Origin of the sequence: Paenibacillus polymyxa (genome assembly GCF_015710975.1) — a bacterium.
GTDB classification, from domain to species: domain Bacteria; phylum Bacillota; class Bacilli; order Paenibacillales; family Paenibacillaceae; genus Paenibacillus; species Paenibacillus polymyxa.
Genome location: NZ_CP049783.1, coordinates 2,836,384 through 2,855,824, shown reverse-complemented (window position 1 = coordinate 2,855,824; position 19,441 = coordinate 2,836,384). Strand labels below are relative to the sequence as shown.

Sequence of the window (19,441 nt, the reverse complement as noted above, 5' to 3'; positions counted from 1 at the left end):
GCTCTCTCCTTATCTGTAACCCATGTATTATACTATACCTGCTTATGGGGCAACACCCTTGTTAATTAGAAATAGCGTTTCCGTAAGCAGGCATTCCAAAAACATAGATAAGGAATGAGGCTAAAACCCCATTCCTTATCTATGTTTTTGGAGGACACGCGAAACACTTGGGCTGCGGCCAACATCCTCTTTTTCAAATCTAAGTTTGCTTAATCCTATGATGAGCTGGAAAATCACGCTTTTTTCGCAATAACCAGCACTTTACCCTGATCCAATTCTTTTTCATAAAAATCTGCTTCCGTATCGGTAAAACCTAAGGAAGTGATTTTAGCACGAAGCTCATCGCCACGAGAACGGAACAAATTCGCTAAGGAGTCAAAAACGCCCTCTTCTTTAATCCCGATTTCCTTGGCAGCTACCGTATCTGCGATACGATCCGTCCGATCCTGATCATGAGCGAGCACGAACACATCCTCATAACGATAGCCCGTGTTACGCAACTCATTCACAGCTTCAACGGCTTGTACACCGTTCTCTACCACCTTGGCATAAGATTTATGATTGGTCTGATTCATGTTTCTCACGCTCCTTTAAGGATTGACTTCTCTGACTATTACACTTCATTCATCCATTTGAAACTTCCATATGATGTCACGCCTCGAAAAAAATCGATTACCACTCCGTTTCATCAAAAAACTCAACATACTTTGGCTTGTCAGACGTCTTATCCGTAAATACTTTGATCGCCCGCTGCCCGCGCACATACACCTCTCCGTCTTCTGCCGTAAATTGCGAGCCGCCTAGCTCCTGATCCAGCGTTTTCCGTTGCAGTGGCAGCCACTTATCATTCACTTTGATTCGACCGGCAGCAGGATCTACATGCACATAGGAGACGACGTCCTCACGCATACCTACGGTGACATCCGGGTATTGATATTCTGTAGAAAGCAGCAGCTTATCCTTCTTAATTCGAAGTGGCTTGCCCAGTTTTTTCAATACATCCGCACGAGTATCATCCAGAGATATGCCATTTAAGGTATGAAAATCAGTTGGCACAGCATGTGGATCAGTTATCGTCTGAACAGCCCTTACCATATGCCCCGCTGTCTGCGGGGAGACGGTTTGCTGAACCGTATCCTGTCCGGAAAAGGGAGTGAGCAAACCAGCGGCTAGTAATAATGTCTTCATCATAATTCTCACCCTTTCAATGAATTTCCTATAGTTTACGGTTCAGCACTATACTACTGACGCATTTTCTGCCACACCCCAGCAGCGATGTCTACATAACCCAGCCAGTTCTTAGCCGGCTTGCCCGCAGGTTCCCCATAAGTGGCATTGTAGCTCTGAACCGTCCGCTCTGTTGCAGTCAAAGGTCTGTTCGATCCCGTTGACTTGATCGCCTTCTCCGTTCCGGAAGTGCTGCTCGCAGTGCTACGTGACTTCTGAAGGCGTGTCATTAACGCTGTTGAAGCCTGCTTGGCGGCCAGCGTCACTTCGCTGAGTACCTCCCCCAGGTTTTTAACCGACTCCATCACAGGTTCCACTTGCTTCAATTTATGATCAACGTCTGCGGTGATGTCATTTGCATGTCGAACCGTTTGTTTTACTTCATAACTTAGTTCATCGACTGTCTTTTGTACTTCCTGCAAGGTTTGAGTTACCTTATCTAGAGAACCTTGAGCTGCTTTCAATGTCTTAATAAGGTAAATAACGAGTACGGCAAATGCGATAGCAATAATAAAAATGCTTACCTGTGTTAACATAGCGTAACCTCTCTTTCGTCTTTCACGATGATGTTTATGATTACTGCATAGTTACCCTCTACATTCGGACACGAAACAACGTCCAGACTGGTATCTTCTTGTGCTCCAAAGGTTATGATTCACGGGCCCTCGCACCGTTTAAAACAACGTATAATGATGGCACAGCCACACTTAATCTGTAGAAGTCACCGTCATCTGCTACCACGCTCTATCGGGGCGCGAGTATGCCACATTATATACAATCAAAGGAGGATACAGAACATGCTGAAATGGTCGGCTTTATTCTTAGTTTTTGCTGTGATCGCCGGGATTTTAGGTTTTTTTGGTATCGTCGTCTCCGTAGCAGCTACAATAGCCAAAATGTTATTTGTGCTATTTTTGGTCTTATTCGTTATTTCACTTTTTACCGGAAGAAAACGAGCTTCATAGACGTTGGATGATAGCTACACCCAAACGTGATATGTATCATATGCTTATCAAAAAAGGATGTTCCCACCCTGGTCAACAGAGATGTGGAACATCCTTTTTTGATGCAGCTTTTAACAGTGAACGGCGTTTTTATTGGATCACGCTGCCCCCAAACAGGAAACGATCCTGCCAAGGCTTGCTGAAATCCGTAACTTTTACACCACCGGCCGCTACAGAAAACGTATGGAGAAGCTTGTTGTCTCCCAAGTATACAGCTACATGCGTAATCGTTTGGGAGGAATTATCCAAGGACGTGTACGCCCCGGAAGATGCATTATAATTTGTAAAAAAGAGCAGATCGCCACGCTTCAGTGTAGTCATATCTGTATTCGGCTGACTGTTCTGCTTGATCCACTCACCCTGTGAACGAGAATCTGCCGGGAGCTGGATCCCTACAGCCTGACGGAAAATTTGGCGAGTAAATGCCGAGCAATCAAAAGTAGCCGTACTGTTGCGATCAGAACCATATTCATAAGGTGTTCCAAGGTAAGTCATACCTGTGTCAATAACCTGTTCGATTGAGGCCGCTGCATCACCAGAAAGCAAGCTAACCGTCGAAGCAGGAGACGCTACCGCAGGTAGAGCAGTAGTATCTGAAGCGGGTGCAGCCGAAGATGCCACAGGCTGCTGCACAACAACCCCCTCACCAATACGAATATATTGTGGAGATGAGCTGACATAGCCTACTGTACCATCAGCAGTGGTGATCTTAAACCAATACGCGTTACTGGAATCGGTAATCGTAACGACATCCCCTGTATTCATATAGCCCAGAACCTCGGAAGAAGTGGATGCCTCCGCCCGCAAACGAACGGACGTTTGAATCGTAGCTTTCGTTTGACCGGCAGAACTATTCACTGAAGCCGGAGCCTCTTTAGTTGAAACATTTTTAACTGAAGCTGAAACAGTTTTAGCTGACTCTGAGGCTTCCGTTTTACGGCTGGCGGACGGGGTGACAGCAGCAGCGACGCTGGTAGCGCCAACTTTTATGTACTTGTCAGAGCTGCTTGTGTAGCCGGTTACTCCATCAGAAGTCTTGACCTTATACCAATAGTTGTTTGTTTTCTCCAATACCGTTACGGCCTCTCCCTGCTTCATAAAGCTGACTACATCGCCCGTAGTGGAAGGGCCAGATCTAAGCTTTACAGCCGCCTGGATAACCGCCTTCTGTCCTGTGGATGCTGTAGTCGATGCCGCTGCGTCAACCTGACCCGGCGCCACATGAATTGCTGCCAACAGCGCGGCTGACGTCATGAGCATTCCCATCACGCGTCTTCTCAATGTTGCACCTCCTGGCTGTTTTTACGAATTTGAAGAGCATAATTCCGACGAATATAGCCGGACATGCCTTCATTATAGTAAAAGCAGCAGGAAGAGAGATATAATCCAAACGTCACAAAAGATAGCGTGTACACCTTTTTTGATATAGGTCTAAAGTCACTTTTAATACTAATTATTTAATAATTAATCTATAATTTAGGTTCTACATGGACATGAACGTGCATTGTATTATGAACCTCTTGTAGACGTTCCTCAATCCGGTCGCTAATCCGATGTCCTTCGATCAGACTGAGTTGCGGATTCACCTCAATGACCACATCCACCAGTGCGTGGTTACCGTGTACCCGTGCCTTAACGTCTCGAATTCCTTCTACTCCAGGTATAAGAGCAATCGTACTCCGTAAGTCGGACAGTTCTTGCTCATCAAATCCATCAGTCAAGCTATGTGTGGAATCCCTAAAAATCTCCCACGCCGTTTTACAAATAATGAATCCTACCACGATCGCCGCCACAGTATCCAACCACGGCAGCCCGAACTGTGCGCCAATAATGCCCACTGCTGCTCCAACACTGACGAGTGCATCTGATAGATTATCCTTGGCCGCAGCCAGCAACGCCTTGTTGTTGATTTGCCGAGCGAGCCTGTTATTGTACAGGTACACCCCGAACATAATCACTGCGCAAATCACAGCCACACCCGCAGAGGTAATATCCGGTGTTTGCTTTCCTCCCTTAAAAATGCTTCCGATTCCGTCAATCAGCACCTGCAAACCAACGACAGCCATAATAAAGGACGCCAGCAGCGCCGCGATCGTTTCGGCCCGAAAATGTCCATAGGTATGGTCGGAATCTGGTGGTTTCTGGGAGATTCTTAGACCGATTAATACAGCAATCGACACCACAATATCGGTGACATTGTTGAATCCATCGGCCAGCAACGCGCTAGAGGCAAATATATATCCGCTAATCAGCTTAAAAGCGGACAGCAAAAGATAAGCAGCAATGCTTACCCACGCCCCTCGCTCACCTTTTCGTATTTCATCATAGACATTTACCACAACGGAGGACACTCCTTCAAATAGATAGTTCGCAGCGTAAAGATCTGCCCAGAAATAAAAATAGCAGCATAGCTGCCCTTACACTCCCTCTCAAACAAGCAGCACAACTGCCCTTACACTACCCCTCAAACAAGCAGCATAGCTGCCCTAAAAATAACAATTCGCCTGTGGAAAACTGTTATCTTTAGGATAACAGACGAACTTTGTGTGGGTCTAGAGAAACAGTCTTTCCACTCTACATCGCTGTAGGAACAATGAAAAAGTATTGCCAGGCCCCATCCCTGTAGGTTACACAAAACAATTTTTCCTTCATGCAAAAAACAGACATATCTCCTCTTGCCTCACTCCAGCGATGTGTTATCATTGTTGCCCTTGTCCCTTCTTTTAAAAACGTATAAAATGAGGACACAGCCGCGTTTTTCTTCAATCCAGCATGATTGACATGAATCTGGCGGCAACAGGAGGAATTTATTCATGAGCGATGCTAAGGAACCACGTAAAATTAATCTCGCAGATGCCATTCGCGAAAAGCTGGCACAAAAAAAACAGCAGTCCGGCGCTTCACAGCAGGGCGGCTTTCAAGGCGGTTCCACCAAAACACTGAAAAGCCAAAATACGAAGAAGCCGAACAACCAACGCCGTCGTACAGGCGGATCATAAGCCACTCCATAGACTTTATAGGGTACCGAGATCAGGCGGGATCTATCTTGACTCACTCTCGGAACCAAGTAAGCTAAGGGTCATGGCACAAAACGAAAAAAGAGGAGTCTCCCGGCCAAGGCAATTGCCTGATGGAGCTCCTCTTTCGTTTATCTATTTGCTGAAATTAGCGGTTCGGATGTTAGCCGATTTCTACCGGATACATGCGTTCACGCAATTGAGCGATTTCTTCATTTTCCAAGTATTCATCATAGCTCATCGTACGGTCGATTACGCCGTTTGGTGTAATTTCCACGATGCGATTCGCGATGGTTTGAATGAACTGATGGTCATGAGAAGTGAACAAAATAGTCCCGTCAAAATCGATCAGACCATTGTTCAGCGCTGTGATAGATTCCAAGTCCAAGTGGTTGGTCGGTTCTTCCAGAAGCAGTACGTTAGCACCGTTCAGCATCATTTTTGCCAGCATACAGCGAACCTTTTCTCCCCCGGACAGCACACTTGCTTTCTTAAGCGCTTCTTCGCCTGAGAAAAGCATACGTCCCAAGAAGCCGCGCAGGAACGTTTCATCCTGATCCTTGGAATATTGACGCAACCAGTCCACCAGATTCAGATCCACACCTTCAAAATAAGTGGAGTTATCTTTCGGGAAATACGCTTGGCTCGTTGTAATCCCCCAGGAAAATTCACCATTATCCGCTTCCAGTTCGTTCATCAAGATCTGGAAGAGCGTTGTTTTAGGGAGACCGTTCGGACCTACAAACGCAATTTTATCGCCTTTGTTCACGACCAGACTGAACTCGTTCAGCACTTGCTCGCCTTCCACGGTTTTACTGAGGCTATCTACAGTCAGCAATTGTTTGCCCGCTTCACGCTCAGGCTTGAAGTTAATGAACGGATATTTACGGTTCGATGGACGGATGTCGTCCAGCGTAATTTTATCCAGTTGCTTTTTACGCGAAGTTGCTTGTTTGGACTTGGAAGCATTCGCAGAAAAGCGCTGAATAAAGGCTTGCAGTTCTTTGATTTTTTCTTCCTTTTTCTTGTTCGCATCGCGAGCCAGTGTAAGTGCAAGCTGGCTGGACTCGTACCAGAAGTCATAGTTGCCGACATACATCTGGATTTTACCAAAATCAATATCCGCAATATGCGTACATACCTTGTTCAAGAAGTGACGGTCATGGGATACAACGATGACGGTGCCTTCATAGTCCATCAGGAAGTTCTCCAGCCACTGAATGGATTCGAGATCCAAATGGTTGGTAGGCTCATCAAGCAGCAAATTGTTCGGACGACCAAACAACGCTTGTGCCAACAGAACGCGCACTTTGTCGTTGCCGCTCATTTCAGCCATTTTTTTGTCATGCAGATCACGCGGAATCCCCAGACCGATCAACAATGCAGCCGCATCCGGCTCGGCATCCCAACCGTTCAGCTCTGCAAATTCGCCTTCCAATTCACCAGCACGTAAACCGTCTGCTTCGGAAAACTCCGCTTTGGCGTACAGTGCATCCTTTTCCTTCATGATTTCATACAGACGCGTATGACCCATAATAACGGTTTCCAGAACCGGAAATTCATCGTATTCATAATGGTTCTGCTTGAGGACAGCCATCCGTTCGCCCGGTGTCATGTGAACCTCACCTGAATTGGCTTCAATTTCACCGGAAAGAATTTTCAAAAAGGTGGATTTACCCGCGCCATTCGCCCCAATCAGGCCATAGCAGTTCCCAGGAGTAAATTTGATATTTACGTCTTCAAAAAGTGGGCGTTTACCATAACGAAGCGTTACGCCGCTTGTACTGATCATATAAGCATACCATCCTTATCATTAGTAAAGTGCTAAACACAAAATTACCGACGGCAATAGTATAACACACAAAAGATCGGATTCGAACCGTAGTCTAAGCAGAACTGCCCCTGAATCTCATCCAATATCTAATAAATAAAATAAAAAAATGCTTCTGTCCTCACGATTGTCACCTGACAAACACCTGGATCAGAACCATTTTTATGTTTTAAATTCAATGAGATAACTCAAGGACAGATACCTTACACTCTCTCTGTGCGTGTAAATGTTCGGAATCTCCGACGCCTATCGGAATAAGATACATGCCCGCCTCCTCGTCCTGTCTTATGACTACCTTCACACCATAGACTGCCTGAATCAGTTCGGATGTAACGACCTCTATAGGCGAACCATTCGCTATTATGCGTCCTTCTTTCATAGCGATCATCACATCACTATACCGAATAGCCTGATTAATATCATGCAGCACCATCACGATGGTCAGTCCGTGCTCCTGATTGAGCTGCCGAATAAGCTCCAAAATCTCAAGCTGGTAATACATATCCAGATAGGTGGTCGGCTCATCCAAAAATAAAATCGGCGTTCGCTGTGCCAAGGCCATTGCAATCCACACACGCTGCCGTTCTCCTCCTGAGAGCTGATCCAGTGTATGTGTCCTGCGTTCCTCCAGATTGGTGCAGGCTATAGCCCATTCCAATGCTTCCTCGTCCTCGTCCCGGCTGGATGTGAACATGCTCTTATGAGGCAGTCTTCCGAAGCTGACGAGTTTTTCTACTGTCAGGTCAGAGGGCGCTTCGTTCTGCTGATGAACTACCGCCAATTGACGGGCTAGTTCTTTGGGCTTGTAGTGGGCTATCTCCTTGCCATCCAGAACCACCTCGCCCTTGCGAGGAACGGCATTGTTGGACATCACACTGAGCAGTGTCGATTTGCCGCATCCATTGGGCCCAATAATCGTAGTAATTCGTCCCCGTTCAATAACAGCATTGATCGCATGTAGACGATCTGTTTTTCGATCATAGGAGAAGGTTATATTTTTAATGTCCATAGGTGCGATCCGCCTTTCTGATCAGGAATATCAGGAATGGTCCGCCAATGACTGCCATAATAATAGAGGCCGGAATTTCATTGGGAGCAAGCACCGTTCGCCCCAGCGTATCCGCAAGCAACAGCAGCAAACCGCCGCATAAGGCAGAAAACGGAATCAGCCACTTATGATCCGAGCCAACCAGGTAGCGGGCACAATGCGGAACGAGCAGGCCGATAAAAGCAATTACTCCTGCTATAGCTGTAGCCGTTGCTGCAAGCAGCACTGCTATCACAGAAATTAAAAGTCGTGCACGTGTCACGTTAAGGCCCAAATTTTTAGCCGTTTTATCTTGAAGGGACAAGAAATTACACCAAGAGAAGACAAGCATGGCCAAAATTAAACCAATTCCGCCATAAGTCACAATCACCTCGACATCTACCCATTTTTTCATAGACAAGGTTGAGGTGGTGACCTGGTTAATGCTGGTGACCGCATAACTGCCCCGATAGTTAAACGACTGACCTAGGCCGGAAAAGATGGCGTTTACTGCCACCCCAATCAGAATAAGTCGAATGGGATGCAAGCCAGATTTCCATGAAAATCCGTAGACCATTAGGCAGGCCAACGCACCGCCGATAAATGAAAAGAACGGCATCCAGAAATAAAGCGCCGGAAAGAGGGTCACCGCGATCAGCGAGACCAAGGCCGCTCCCGAAGAAATGCCGATCACCCCGGAATCTGCCAGCGGGTTTTTCATGACGGCTTGCAGCAAAACACCCGCCACTGCAAGGGCTGCACCCGCCATCACAGCTACGATAATTCTCGGTAGTCTAAGATCCTTGACCACATTCACCTGATCATCTGTGCCTGTCCACAATCCGGCCACCAACTGACTCAAATTCACCTTGAGGCTGCCTGTCATCGCTGAGTACAGCATGACACCGACGAGTAAGACAATTACAACAATAAGGCTCCATAATTTTTTGGACATGTCATCAGCTTCCTTTAATTCGAAGGATACAGCATTTTCATCAGCTCATCCAGCGCAGAGCTTGCCGCTAAATTCCCTGTGGTGCCAAACAACGGTTCAGGCAAATCATAAACATGCCCTTTTTTCACAGCGTTGAAATGCTTCCAGATATCGTTAGTTTTGAACTCTTCATCGAACATTTTTACGACCTCATCCGGCATCCCGTGTGCAGCACGCAAAATGATATCAGGATTGGATTGCTGCAAGGCTTCGGTATTGTGGGCTATGAACTCCACCTTCTCACTTTGAACCACATTTGTCCCGCCTGCAATTTTCACCAGATCCCCAATATAGGAATGTTCGGTAGCCACCAGATAGCTTCCCGGAACACCCAGTAGAATTAGTACTTTAGGAGACTTCTTGCCTTTAATTTTTTGCTGAATCTCAGTAACTTTGGCATCCAAGGCCCCATTAATCTCTTTCGCCTTTTCAGCTTTATCAAATCGGTCTCCCAGCTTTTTAATTTCCTTTTGAATATTCGCAAGGCTTTCAAAATTCAAAAACTCAGCATTAATGTTCAGGTCCTTAAACTTAGGCTCCAAATCATATTTGAGTGTGGTCACCGAAAGCACATCTGTAGGTTTCAAGGACATTACTTTTTCCATATCAGGACTCATCGGATTTCCCACATCAGGAACATCCTTGTAACGATCAGGCAATACTTTGGTGCTTGTTGGCTTGCCAGCCAAATCCAAGCCCAGCGCATCCGTAATTTCAGAAATGGCTACTGTAGTCGCCACAATACGTGGAGTTGCTGTTTTATCATCAGAGGACTTTCCGGTTGCATCTGATGCTGCCGTTGAAGTCGAACCATCGCTATGGTTCTGTCCAGCCTGTGCTCCCCCGGAACATCCGGCCAGCAACAAGATCATGATGCCGATTAACACATAGAAAACAAACGCTTTCCTTTGAGCCAAAGCTGCATACTGTTTCATAAAAATCCAATCACCTCAATTCAAAATATAGAGCAACAGCGTGAGTCCCAATTTTTTCGGGTGGATTTTTGCAAATTCCTCGGGTATGTAAATGCTGACAAGTCTTGATGCCGGGGCACCAAGACTTGCTCGCATACAAACTTTGCTGTTATTTAGGCTTCATTGATGTCATAACCTGAGATTATTTCACCTTTAGGCTTGCTTCATCAAATTGGAACTGAACCGTATACCAGTGATCATACGGTACTCCGCCAAGGACCAAACCAGGCACAATAACGTGTGTGTAAGCACTGATTTTCTGAGACAAGTCCCCTACCTCAAATTGAACGATACGTGTATCACCGGATGTCGAGATCACTTCCACATCTTTTAGGGTACCGTTTTGCTCCACTTGTAGAGTCGGCATCCAAGAGCTGTTTTTCAAAGTGACTTGGATATAGCGCTTGTCTCCCTTTTCAATCAATGTGGCTGGCTTATCGAGATAACCATCCATAACGGACGCTTCATTCGTTTTGTCTTTAAATACGTTGTAATTGATCGTGTATTGCTTCTCGGAAGCAGGTTGAACTGGTTGCTCAACTGCTGGTTTTGCTTCAGCTACCGAGGTGGTCGTTTCTGTTGCTTTGTCCGTAGAAGCTGCTGCCGATTCAGTAGCGGTTGCAGTTGTAGCTGCATTAACTCCCTCACCTTTGAGCGATGCACGGTCAAATTGAATCTGTCCGCCGAATTTCTCATTAAAAATGTATTTCTCAGGCAGATATACCTGTGTGTACACACTCAGCTTTTTATCCAGATCGGGTACTTCGAAGGCAATTGTGTGTGTATCACCTTTTGTGTCGGCACCCACAATCGTCGGATTCGCGTAGCGGCCCTCAAAGTCCGTTTGGAATAATTTCAAAGCCTGATTGTCTGTTACGGTTACATGAGCCTGGACCTTACCATTTTTCACAATCAACTTCGCCAGACTCTGTACAAATGGAGCCACCAAAGAATCCTTGTCCGTTCCGTTTGCAAGCACACGGAAGTTCGCCGTGTACTCTCCATCGGCTAAGTTATTTTTCCCCTGTTCTACTTCGTCTGCTTTTGTTTCGTTGTGATAAGATACATTACTGGTATCGAATTTAAATTCAAAATCATATACCTTTTCTACTCGATCCTCCGCCTTGAAAACCATCGGAGCGCTACTTGCCACTTTTGAAGCTTCGTAGACAACCAGTTGACCTTTTACGTTGTTCTTAAAGTCACTTACACTGAAACGAACGTCCTTCGTATTACTTGCTGCATCTTCCCGGGTCACTTCTACATCCTGATAACCTCCACTTGCGTTATCCCAAATGCGCAGCGCCTTAACTTCATTGCTGTTTTGCAGCTTCAGACCTACAAACCGTTTGTCGCCTTCCACGACCAATTGCGCTGGTTCATTAGTGATGAAGCGTTGAGCCGGAGATTCAGATCCTGTGATGCCATCTGGCAGCACAATGGTGAATTTTAATGCATATTTCCCATTGGCAAGCTTGTCAAAATCCAGTTTAACGATAGGATCAGCCGCCCCTGAAGAGGTAGGCTCAACAAAGCTGCGAATGGTGGCAGGCTCGAATTGGAACTGCACATCATATACGTGGTCATAAGGGATGCCACCCAAATCTAATCCAGGTACGATGACATGCGTGTTCACTGTAACTTTATCTGACAGATTAGGTACTTCAAATTGTACTGTTCTTGTGTCTGCAGAGGTGGACTGTTCAACCACCTGAGCTTCAGAACCATTTACTTTAAACGTTTTAATCCAACTGCTCTTGTCCATTTTAATTTGAATGATATTTTTACCAGACTGTTTTAACAGTGTAGCTGGCTTTTGCATATATCCATCCATCACAGATATTTCATTGCTTCCATTTTTGAATACGGAGAAATCAATGCTGTATCTGCCATTTTCAACTGGAGTTGTGGTTCCGTTATCCGGTCCTTTAGCTGTAATGCTACTGCGATCGAATTGAAGACGAAGCTTATGATCCATCTCATAAATCCCACCTGGATAGGTCGTGCTCACATGCACCTGTGCATTCAGAATAGCGTCCAAATCGGCCACCTTGAATTTCACAACACGTGTATTCGCATTCTTATCCTCACTAACGATATCTGCATCTGTCAACGTCCCGTTTTGTTCTGTTTTGAACTCTGTCACGGTGGTGCTGTCTTTAATCGTAAAGGAGGCTTCATACTTGCCCTTCGATACCGTCAGCGTAGCCGGAGACAATAAATATTGCGCCATGGCCGATTTTTGATCTTTGGTTGCATGCAACGCATCGAAATTGATTGAATACGTTCCATCAGCTAAATTCTTTCCAGGCGTGCCTGGTGTACCTGGCGTCCCAGGATCAACCGGGGTTGGAGCATTCGTAATGCTGTTTTTGTCAAATTGAAGACGAAGCTTATGATCCATCTCATAAACCCCACCTGGATAGGTCGTGCTTACATGGACCTGTGCATTCAAAATCGCGTCCAAATCGGCTACTTTGAATTTCACAACACGTGTATTGGCTGTCTTGTCCTCGCTTACAATATCTGCATCCGTTAATGTCCCGTTTTGTTCTGTCTTGAACTCTGTTACGGTAGTGCTGTCTTTAATGGTAAAGGAAACTTCCTTTTGTCCTTTTGCTACCGTTAAAGTCGCTGGAGACAACAGATATTGCGCCATTGCGGATGGCTGATCTTTGGTTGCATGCAGGGTATTAAAGTTAATAGCATACGTTCCATCTGCCAAGCTAGGTGATGTAGGTGCAGAAGCCAATTGAAGATCTACATTATAGGTATGCACGTAGCCCAGTTCAGGCCAGTTGATACTTACCCATGCGCTTAACTTAGCAGGTATTTCTTTAACCTCGAATTCAATAACTCGTGTATTCGCAGTTTTGTCTTCACTTACTGTAGCAACATTAGTTAATACTCCGTTTTGTTCTACCTTAAAACCATCAATTTGTTTACTGTTTTTCAAGGTGAAACGAACATACTTCTTGCCATTACGTTCAATCAAGGTGCCTGGTTTCCCCGTATACCCATCCATCATAGAAACTTCATTCGTTCCATCCTTCAAAAGAGTGAAGTCCAGATTGGATGTCGTTTCTGGAGAGCTTCCATTTTCTGTGATACTATTTTTATCGAACTGAAGACGAAGTTTATGGTCCATCTCATAAACCCCACCTGGATAAGTCGTGCTCACATGGACCTGTGCATTCAAAATCGCGTCCAAATCGGCTACTTTGAATTTCACAACACGCGTATTGGCTGTCTTGTCCTCGCTTACAATGTCTGCATCCGTAAGTGTCCCGTTTTGCTCTGTTTTGAATTCTGTTACGGTAGTGCTGTCTTTAATGGTGAAGGAAACTTCTTTTTGTCCCTTCAATACCGTCAAAGTCGCCGGAGACAACAGATATTGGGCCATGGCCGATGGCTGATCTTTGGTTGCATGCAAAGTATCAAAGTTAATAGAGTACGTTCCATCCGCCAAAGTTGTTGGTACAGGTACAGAAGCCAACTGCAGATCTACATTATAAGTATGCACGTAGCCCAACTCAGGCCAGTTGATGCTCACCCATGCATTCAGCTTGGCTGGTAGTTCTTTTACTTCAAACTCGATAACTCGTGTATTCGCATTCTGGTCTTCATTTACAATAGAGGTGTCAGTTAACACTCCATTTTGCTCTACTTTGAAGCCATCAATTTGCTTGCTATTCTTTAATGTAAACCGGGCATATTGTTTACCTCCACGCTCTATTAGTGAGCCTGGTTTCTCTGTATACCCATCCATCATAGACTTTTCATCTGTTCCATCTTTCAAGAGCGTAAAGTCCAAATCAGCTAATTTTTCTCCTGTGCTAGGAGGCGTTACCGGCGGTGTCACTGGTGGAACGGTTGGATTCTCCGTTGAGTTTTTAAGTCTCAAACTGGAAGGATCAAACTCAATCCATTCCTTCACTGAACGGTCTGGATCAGTATCTACATACCATGGAGAACTGCTGTTAAATCCAAACTCTGTATTTACATTTTGATGAAAATCATAAACATCGAAGCTAACAGTTCCCGAAGCTTTTCCGGAATCTACTTCTATTTTGGCGGGAACCGTTTCCCCGTTTTGTTCTACTAAAAATTTCGAAAGTCCTTGAGCCTCCGCAAATTTAAATGAAAAATGGTATTTTCCATCTTTAATGATCAAGTCTCCAGGATAGGTATAGTTTGTTTTAAAACTCGAGTCCTTGGTGCTTCCGCTGACTGTCTTTCGTAAAGGCTTATAATCAATCAGGTATTCTCCATCTGCATAAGTCGCTTCAGTAGTAGTTATAGCATTGGTAGGCTCAACATATGGACCGGGCAGTTCTACCGGATACTCATAAGTAGCATACGTAGCACTAGTCACTGTAGTGCTTGAGTCAGGCAAATTCGACGAAGTGGATTCATCCTCGGGTGTTGCTCCTGCGTATGGTGAAAATAAAGAAAACAACATTAGAATAGCAGCGAATGTCGTAATATATTTGTTCAATCGGCTTTTCAAGGTGATGTATCCCCCTACTTAAAATATACTCATTTGGAGCTTTGGAACTAAGCTCCAAATGAGCATTCAGTTCAAAATCATTATCTCAAAAAGAAACCCTTAGATATCACTGTCGTCGAATTGGAATTGAACAACATAGTCGTGATCGTAAGGAATGCCGCCAGTGTATTCTTTTGGTACACTTACATGCAACTTAACGTTTAATTTTTGAGCAAAATTACTTACAGGAAACTCTACTATTCTTGTATCACCTGATGTACTTACCACAGTCGCATTCACATACTGGCCGTTTTGTTGCGTTTTGAATTCAGTAACCCAAGCACTTTTAGTAATAGCTACTCGCACTTTGTATTGACCATTCGTAACAATCAGTGTGGCTGGTTTTTTTACATAACCATTGGTATCCATGTAAGAAGGCTCAGTGGTTCCATCTTTATAAACGGTATAAGGCAATTGATACGTTCCATTAGGCAAAGCCGCGTTTGCTTGATTAGCTGAGAATGGGGCTAGTACCACAAAAACAAGCGCAGCCATCAATACAGTGAGCATTACTTTTTTTATAGACAATTTCTCCATACGATTCATAATCATGTTCATGTTTTAATCTCCTTTTACGTTTTATTTTGGATTAGATTTCGTCGAATTGCAGTTGTACATCGTACTTGCCTGTGTAACCAATCACTGGGATGGTAATTTCAGCGTAAGCATTTACTTTGGCATTCAGGTCAGCCACTTCGAATTCCACGACACGAGTGTTGTTTGCCGTATTTGTGCTTACTACAGTCGCATCTTGCAATACGCCATTTTGCTCTACTTTGAACGCCGTAATCAGATTGCTGCTTTTCACAGTCAGACGAACAACATTTTTGCCATTAGCTACCGTAACCTGAGCAGGCTTCGTCAGATAGCTGTCCAATCGAGAAGTTTCATTGGTTTGATCCTTCAGAACGGTATAATCTACGTTATACGTGCCGTCGGCTGCTGCTGCTTTAGCAGAAAGTGGAGCCATCAGTGCAAAAACAAGTGCTGTCATGATCAGTGCTACGAATGCCCTCTTGAAAGAAAATTGCTCAAAGCGATTCATTACCATATTCATATCTACACACACTCCTCAATTTTTTATGCTTGAATTTATGTTGATTTTATGAACGATAAAGATGGCTTCAATTTACTTTTTGGAAGATTTGGCTGATTTCGCTGACTGGACGGCTGCAACTTTTTTGATGCTTTTGGAATCAAAAGCGAAGCGGATCGTATAGTCATGATCGTAATTGTAAGCAGGGACAGTAACATGGATTTTAGAGATCAACGGGCTGTTGACACTCGCAATGGGAAATTGCACGGTGCGAGTATCGGCTTTGGCATCCTTTTGGATGACCTTGGTATCGATGATTTTACCTTTGTAATCCACTTTAAACCCGGTTGTCCATTCGCTATGATTCAGCTTAATTTGCATGGTCATTTGACCTTTCTTTACATACAACTTAGCTGGTTTTTCAAAATAATCATTAGCCATGGATACCGAATCATTTTCTGCCTTGAGAATATTGTATTTGAGCGTGTATGTACCATCCGCCAATTTTGGAGAAGCCGCAGCGGCTCCTACAGATGACGAAGTTGGCCAAAAGCTCAGCACACTCACCAGCAGAAACACAGCAATAATTGCAGAATACCCCTTCTTCATTTTGACAGCAGTCCCTCCCCACGAGAATAAACTAATTGATTATCATTCTCAATTGATAATTTAAAAAAAATAGCTCTTTTCGAGCTTGTCTCCCCACCTCTCTATTCCATAATTTCGCAAAATCAAGTAAACCCATCACCAATATATCTTACACTTTTCGAAAATGTCAATATGTATTTGTGTGTACGTAATCCCTTGATATATGCTATTTTTTAATAAAAATTTGTAGTTCCTTCTTCTATAATTCGAATGACTCTCTTTTGTTTTTAGTTCAAAATTTATTTAAAAAATTGCTTTTTTTCAATTGACAATACTCAGTGATATTCATTATCATTCTCTTATACATAAATGAAAATGATTATCATTATTGTTTAACTTGAAAATTGCAGGAGGAATAACATGAAATCTTATGTGTTGTGGTCGTCCGCAGCGCTTTTATTGGCAGTTACCGGATGTAGTAATGGTACCTCCGCAGATCACAAACCAGCCAGCGCTTCCGTATCTACCGCTTCAAGCACGACAAGCGGCGCGACGATTCAAGTTACTGATTTTTCAAAACGGACGTTGGCGTTTCAAAAGGTCCCTCAACATATCGTTGCGCTCAGCAATGGCGATCTGGATATTATTTACGCATTAGGCGGGACAGCCGTGGGCAGACCCAACTCCAATGGACCTTCCGTCGTACCTGCTGCTGAAAACGTTCAGCAAATAGGCTCCACCCATGAAGTGGATCTGGAGAAAATCACGATGCTCAAACCGGATGTCGTGCTAGGCAATTATCCTATGAATGAAAAAGACATTCCAGCTATTGAAGGAGTCGGTTCACAACTACTGCTGACTGGGGCCAATTCAGTTCAGGATATCCAGTCACAAATTACCCTGTTCGGACAATTACTGCAAAAGCAGGCCGGGGCCGTAAAGCTGAACCAACAAATTGACCAACAGGTAGTCAAGCTGCAAAAAGAAACAGCCTCTACCTCCAAACCGAAGGTGTTGCTGGTTTACGGAGCCCCGGCCACGTACATGGCGGCGCTGCCGAATTCTCTAGGCGGAAATATTTTGGAAGTTGCAGGTGGCTCCAATATCGCCGCTGATTTTCCGGGCCTGCAAAATTTCCCGCAATATGCACAGTTGAACACAGAACGCATCGTACAAGCTGACCCCGATTACATTTTCATCATGACCCATGGTAATACGGAAGAGGTTAAAGCCGCATTTATAAAGGAAATGCAGGAAAATGCAGCTTGGAACGGAATCAGGGCAGTCCAAAACAATCAGGTCGAAGTTTTACCTTCAGATTTGTTCGGGACGAATCCGGGGACACGGGTCACTAAAGCGCTGGATTTGATGCACCAAAAGCTGTATCCGGCGAAATAGGCGATGACGATGAACAAACTACAGCGCACCAGAAGACGCACCATCGCCTGGATTACCCTTCCGATCTTACTGCTAGCTGTCTCTGTGTACGGTCTGGCCTACGGTTCGGTGTCGATTCCACTTCAAGAAATCAATCAGGTTTTGCTACATAATGATGAATCCACATATCGCACGATCCTAATGGATCTCCGACTACCCAGAGTGTTGGTGGGTTTACTGGTAGGCGCTTGTCTCGCAGCTTCAGGAGCACTTCTTCAAGGCGTCATGAAAAATCCATTGGCTGACCCAGGCATTATTGGTGTATCGGCTGGAGGTGGGCTTGCAGCCGTCATTACGATGGTGATGCTTCCACAGCTTAGTTACCTTCTTCCGGTAACCGCCTTTTTGGGAGCCTTTCTGAGTGCGATCGTCATTTACCTGCTGGCTTGGGACCGAGGGGCTTCCCCTGTCAAAATTGTACTGGCTGGTGTTGCAATCAACGCGTTGCTGGGCGCGCTCACCAACGGAGTAATGGTCATGTACAGCGACCGCGTACAGGCTGTACTTCCTTGGCTATCCGGCGGGTTAAATGGACGAAGCTGGCATCATCTGGAGTTCATGGCTCCTTACGCTATCATTGGCTTAATCGCCTCTTTGTTTGCCATTAAGCCTGCGAATTTGTTGCTATTGGGTGATGATTCAGCACAGTTGCTGGGCCAGCGGGTAGAGCTTCAACGGATGCTCATTATTTTGCTCTCTGCCCTGCTCGCTGGCACGGCAGTCAGTGTAGCCGGGCTGATCGGGTTCGTAGGACTGGTCGTCCCCCATGTTATAAGGCTGCTCATCGGGGAAGATTATCGTTTTCTCCTCCCCCTTTCCATTGTGGGCGGCGGAACACTGGTTGTCCTGGCGGATACAGTGGCACGCTCTTGGTTTGACCCAATTGAGCTGCCTGTCGGTATTTTGCTGGCCGTCATTGGGGCACCGTTCTTCTTAATCCTGCTCAAGAAACGGGGGAATTTCGGATGACAGCCATTCAGGGTGAGCATCTTTCCTTACAACGCGGATATTTCCAGTTGGACGATGTGAACATTACCTTGCCCGCCGGACAACTCACTGCCATTGTCGGTCCCAATGGCTCAGGCAAGTCTACGCTTTTGCGGATTTTGACCCGGCTGCTCAAGCAGGATCAGGGCAAGGTTTCCGTACTGGGAAGGCCCGTAGAGGAATACAAACGGCGTGATTTTGCCCAGACGATTACCATGCTGCCGCAAATGAAGGACATGCTGCCGTTATTAACAGTCCGTGAGCTGGTCGCTTACGGAAGATCCCCTCATACCAAGGGTTTGAGGACAAGTCCTACCAGACAAGACCAGCATATTATCGACCATGTCATGGGAATCACAGGCATCAAGCCCTATGCAGATCGGATGTTCCATACTCTATCGGGAGGTGAACAACAAAAAGCGCGAATTGCAATGGCCTTGGCCCAACAAACGGGTATTCTTTTACTCGATGAACCAACCACTTTTCTGGATATCGCCCATCAATTTGAAGTTATGGATATGCTGCGGCGTATCAATCACGAGTCCGGCTTGACGATTGTTATGGTACTGCATGATTTGCAGCAAGCTGCGGCCTATTGTCATCATATGATTGCGCTTAAAAAGGGACGAATCGCCGTCGCTGGCGAACCCCGTCAGATTTTGACGTCTGCTTTTCTTCGTGACATTTATGAAATGAACGCTACCATCAAATTTGAGGATGGCTATCCGGTTATTATACCGACCATACCACATCATTCAGGAGGAATTTAA

The 19,441-nt window shown here is 45.2% G+C and carries 18 protein-coding genes; 5 read left to right on the top strand and 13 right to left on the bottom strand.

Going from position 1 to position 19,441, the window contains the following annotated elements; all coding sequences use genetic code 11:
• Positions 1–233 precede the first annotated feature (233 nt).
• From G7035_RS12670 to G7035_RS12660, 3 genes are all read right to left on the bottom strand, one after another.
• Positions 234–575, bottom strand: a complete 342-nt coding sequence (locus G7035_RS12670; RefSeq protein ID WP_013373048.1) for a YflT domain-containing protein — start codon at positions 573–575, stop codon at positions 234–236.
• 97 nt (positions 576–672) lie between these two features.
• Positions 673–1,191, bottom strand: coding sequence for a hypothetical protein (locus G7035_RS12665; protein WP_016820284.1), 519 nt, complete (start codon positions 1,189–1,191; stop codon positions 673–675).
• A 50-nt stretch (positions 1,192–1,241) separates the two neighbouring features.
• A complete protein-coding gene (locus tag G7035_RS12660; protein WP_016820285.1) occupies positions 1,242–1,763 on the bottom strand; it encodes a DUF948 domain-containing protein in 522 nt (173 codons plus the stop codon).
• Positions 1,764–2,024: 261 nt separating this feature from the next.
• On the opposite strand from G7035_RS12660, the gene G7035_RS12655 reads away from it, so the two are divergent.
• Complete coding sequence (locus G7035_RS12655) at positions 2,025–2,192, top strand: DUF1328 domain-containing protein (RefSeq protein ID WP_013373051.1); 168 nt, start codon at positions 2,025–2,027, stop codon at positions 2,190–2,192.
• A 129-nt stretch (positions 2,193–2,321) separates the two neighbouring features.
• Here the strand turns inward: G7035_RS12655 and G7035_RS12650 are convergent, their stop codons facing one another.
• Complete coding sequence (locus G7035_RS12650) at positions 2,322–3,512, bottom strand: C40 family peptidase (protein ID WP_017425953.1); 1,191 nt, start codon at positions 3,510–3,512, stop codon at positions 2,322–2,324.
• A 188-nt stretch (positions 3,513–3,700) separates the two neighbouring features.
• Positions 3,701–4,570: a cation diffusion facilitator family transporter gene (locus tag G7035_RS12645; RefSeq protein ID WP_019688601.1), complete on the bottom strand. Its 870-nt coding sequence runs from the start codon at positions 4,568–4,570 to the stop codon at positions 3,701–3,703.
• Between the two features lie 474 nt (positions 4,571–5,044).
• Here G7035_RS12645 and G7035_RS12640 point away from each other — a divergent pair, with 474 nt between their 5' ends.
• Positions 5,045–5,230, top strand: coding sequence for a hypothetical protein (locus G7035_RS12640; RefSeq protein ID WP_016820288.1), 186 nt, complete (start codon positions 5,045–5,047; stop codon positions 5,228–5,230).
• A 181-nt stretch (positions 5,231–5,411) separates the two neighbouring features.
• On the opposite strand, the gene G7035_RS12635 is transcribed toward G7035_RS12640, so the two are convergent.
• From G7035_RS12635 to isdC, 8 genes are all read right to left on the bottom strand, one after another.
• Positions 5,412–7,040, bottom strand: a complete 1,629-nt coding sequence (locus G7035_RS12635; protein WP_016820289.1) for an ABC-F family ATP-binding cassette domain-containing protein — start codon at positions 7,038–7,040, stop codon at positions 5,412–5,414.
• A gap of 214 nt (positions 7,041–7,254) precedes the next feature.
• Positions 7,255–8,088 (bottom strand): ABC transporter ATP-binding protein, encoded by an 834-nt coding sequence (locus tag G7035_RS12630; RefSeq protein WP_019688602.1) that lies wholly within the window; start codon positions 8,086–8,088, stop codon positions 7,255–7,257.
• Complete coding sequence (locus tag G7035_RS12625) at positions 8,078–9,061, bottom strand: FecCD family ABC transporter permease (RefSeq protein WP_016820291.1); 984 nt, start codon at positions 9,059–9,061, stop codon at positions 8,078–8,080. Before G7035_RS12625 ends, G7035_RS12630 begins: the two co-directional genes overlap by 11 nt.
• A 14-nt stretch (positions 9,062–9,075) precedes the next feature.
• The gene (gene isdE / locus G7035_RS12620) at positions 9,076–10,035 is read right to left on the bottom strand and encodes a heme ABC transporter substrate-binding protein IsdE (RefSeq protein ID WP_019688603.1); all 960 of its coding nucleotides are present in this window, start codon (positions 10,033–10,035) and stop codon (positions 9,076–9,078) included.
• Between the two features lie 181 nt (positions 10,036–10,216).
• Complete coding sequence (locus G7035_RS12615) at positions 10,217–14,572, bottom strand: NEAT domain-containing protein (protein WP_230877851.1); 4,356 nt, start codon at positions 14,570–14,572, stop codon at positions 10,217–10,219.
• Between the two features lie 111 nt (positions 14,573–14,683).
• Positions 14,684–15,181 carry an NEAT domain-containing protein gene (locus G7035_RS12610; protein ID WP_019688604.1) on the bottom strand — a complete coding sequence of 166 codons (498 nt, stop codon included), beginning with the start codon at positions 15,179–15,181 and terminating at the stop codon, positions 14,684–14,686.
• Between the two features lie 31 nt (positions 15,182–15,212).
• Positions 15,213–15,680 carry an NEAT domain-containing protein gene (locus tag G7035_RS12605; RefSeq protein WP_019688605.1) on the bottom strand — a complete coding sequence of 156 codons (468 nt, stop codon included), beginning with the start codon at positions 15,678–15,680 and terminating at the stop codon, positions 15,213–15,215.
• A 72-nt stretch (positions 15,681–15,752) separates the two neighbouring features.
• Positions 15,753–16,268 (bottom strand): heme uptake protein IsdC, encoded by a 516-nt coding sequence (gene isdC / locus G7035_RS12600; RefSeq protein WP_017425961.1) that lies wholly within the window; start codon positions 16,266–16,268, stop codon positions 15,753–15,755.
• Positions 16,269–16,667: 399 nt separating this feature from the next.
• Between isdC and G7035_RS12595 the strand changes: the two genes are divergently transcribed.
• From G7035_RS12595 to G7035_RS12585, 3 genes are read left to right on the top strand one after another with little or no spacing between them, the layout of a single operon-like run.
• Positions 16,668–17,645 carry an ABC transporter substrate-binding protein gene (locus tag G7035_RS12595; RefSeq protein WP_019688606.1) on the top strand — a complete coding sequence of 326 codons (978 nt, stop codon included), beginning with the start codon at positions 16,668–16,670 and terminating at the stop codon, positions 17,643–17,645.
• A gap of 9 nt (positions 17,646–17,654) precedes the next feature.
• Positions 17,655–18,653 carry a FecCD family ABC transporter permease gene (locus G7035_RS12590; protein WP_025365838.1) on the top strand — a complete coding sequence of 333 codons (999 nt, stop codon included), beginning with the start codon at positions 17,655–17,657 and terminating at the stop codon, positions 18,651–18,653.
• Complete coding sequence (locus G7035_RS12585) at positions 18,650–19,441, top strand: ABC transporter ATP-binding protein (RefSeq protein WP_017425964.1); 792 nt, start codon at positions 18,650–18,652, stop codon at positions 19,439–19,441. Before G7035_RS12590 ends, G7035_RS12585 begins: the two co-directional genes overlap by 4 nt.

What these genes read in the sequence shown, in the direction of transcription:
- G7035_RS12635 (WP_016820289.1), bottom strand. Translation starts at nt 7,040, where the DNA reads ATGATCAGTACAAGCGGCGTAACGCTTCGTTATGGTAAACGCCCACTT.
- G7035_RS12590 (WP_025365838.1), top strand. Translation starts at nt 17,655, where the DNA reads ATGAACAAACTACAGCGCACCAGAAGACGCACCATCGCCTGGATTACC.
- G7035_RS12610 (WP_019688604.1), bottom strand. Translation starts at nt 15,181, where the DNA reads ATGAACATGATTATGAATCGTATGGAGAAATTGTCTATAAAAAAAGTA.
- G7035_RS12605 (WP_019688605.1), bottom strand. Translation starts at nt 15,680, where the DNA reads ATGAATATGGTAATGAATCGCTTTGAGCAATTTTCTTTCAAGAGGGCA.
- G7035_RS12595 (WP_019688606.1), top strand. Translation starts at nt 16,668, where the DNA reads ATGAAATCTTATGTGTTGTGGTCGTCCGCAGCGCTTTTATTGGCAGTT.
- isdC (WP_017425961.1), bottom strand. Translation starts at nt 16,268, where the DNA reads ATGAAGAAGGGGTATTCTGCAATTATTGCTGTGTTTCTGCTGGTGAGT.
- G7035_RS12640 (WP_016820288.1), top strand. Translation starts at nt 5,045, where the DNA reads ATGAGCGATGCTAAGGAACCACGTAAAATTAATCTCGCAGATGCCATT.
- isdE (WP_019688603.1), bottom strand. Translation starts at nt 10,035, where the DNA reads ATGAAACAGTATGCAGCTTTGGCTCAAAGGAAAGCGTTTGTTTTCTAT.
- G7035_RS12625 (WP_016820291.1), bottom strand. Translation starts at nt 9,061, where the DNA reads ATGTCCAAAAAATTATGGAGCCTTATTGTTGTAATTGTCTTACTCGTC.
- G7035_RS12660 (WP_016820285.1), bottom strand. Translation starts at nt 1,763, where the DNA reads ATGTTAACACAGGTAAGCATTTTTATTATTGCTATCGCATTTGCCGTA.
- G7035_RS12655 (WP_013373051.1), top strand. Translation starts at nt 2,025, where the DNA reads ATGCTGAAATGGTCGGCTTTATTCTTAGTTTTTGCTGTGATCGCCGGG.
- G7035_RS12670 (WP_013373048.1), bottom strand. Translation starts at nt 575, where the DNA reads ATGAATCAGACCAATCATAAATCTTATGCCAAGGTGGTAGAGAACGGT.
- G7035_RS12630 (WP_019688602.1), bottom strand. Translation starts at nt 8,088, where the DNA reads ATGGACATTAAAAATATAACCTTCTCCTATGATCGAAAAACAGATCGT.
- G7035_RS12585 (WP_017425964.1), top strand. Translation starts at nt 18,650, where the DNA reads ATGACAGCCATTCAGGGTGAGCATCTTTCCTTACAACGCGGATATTTC.
- G7035_RS12665 (WP_016820284.1), bottom strand. Translation starts at nt 1,191, where the DNA reads ATGATGAAGACATTATTACTAGCCGCTGGTTTGCTCACTCCCTTTTCC.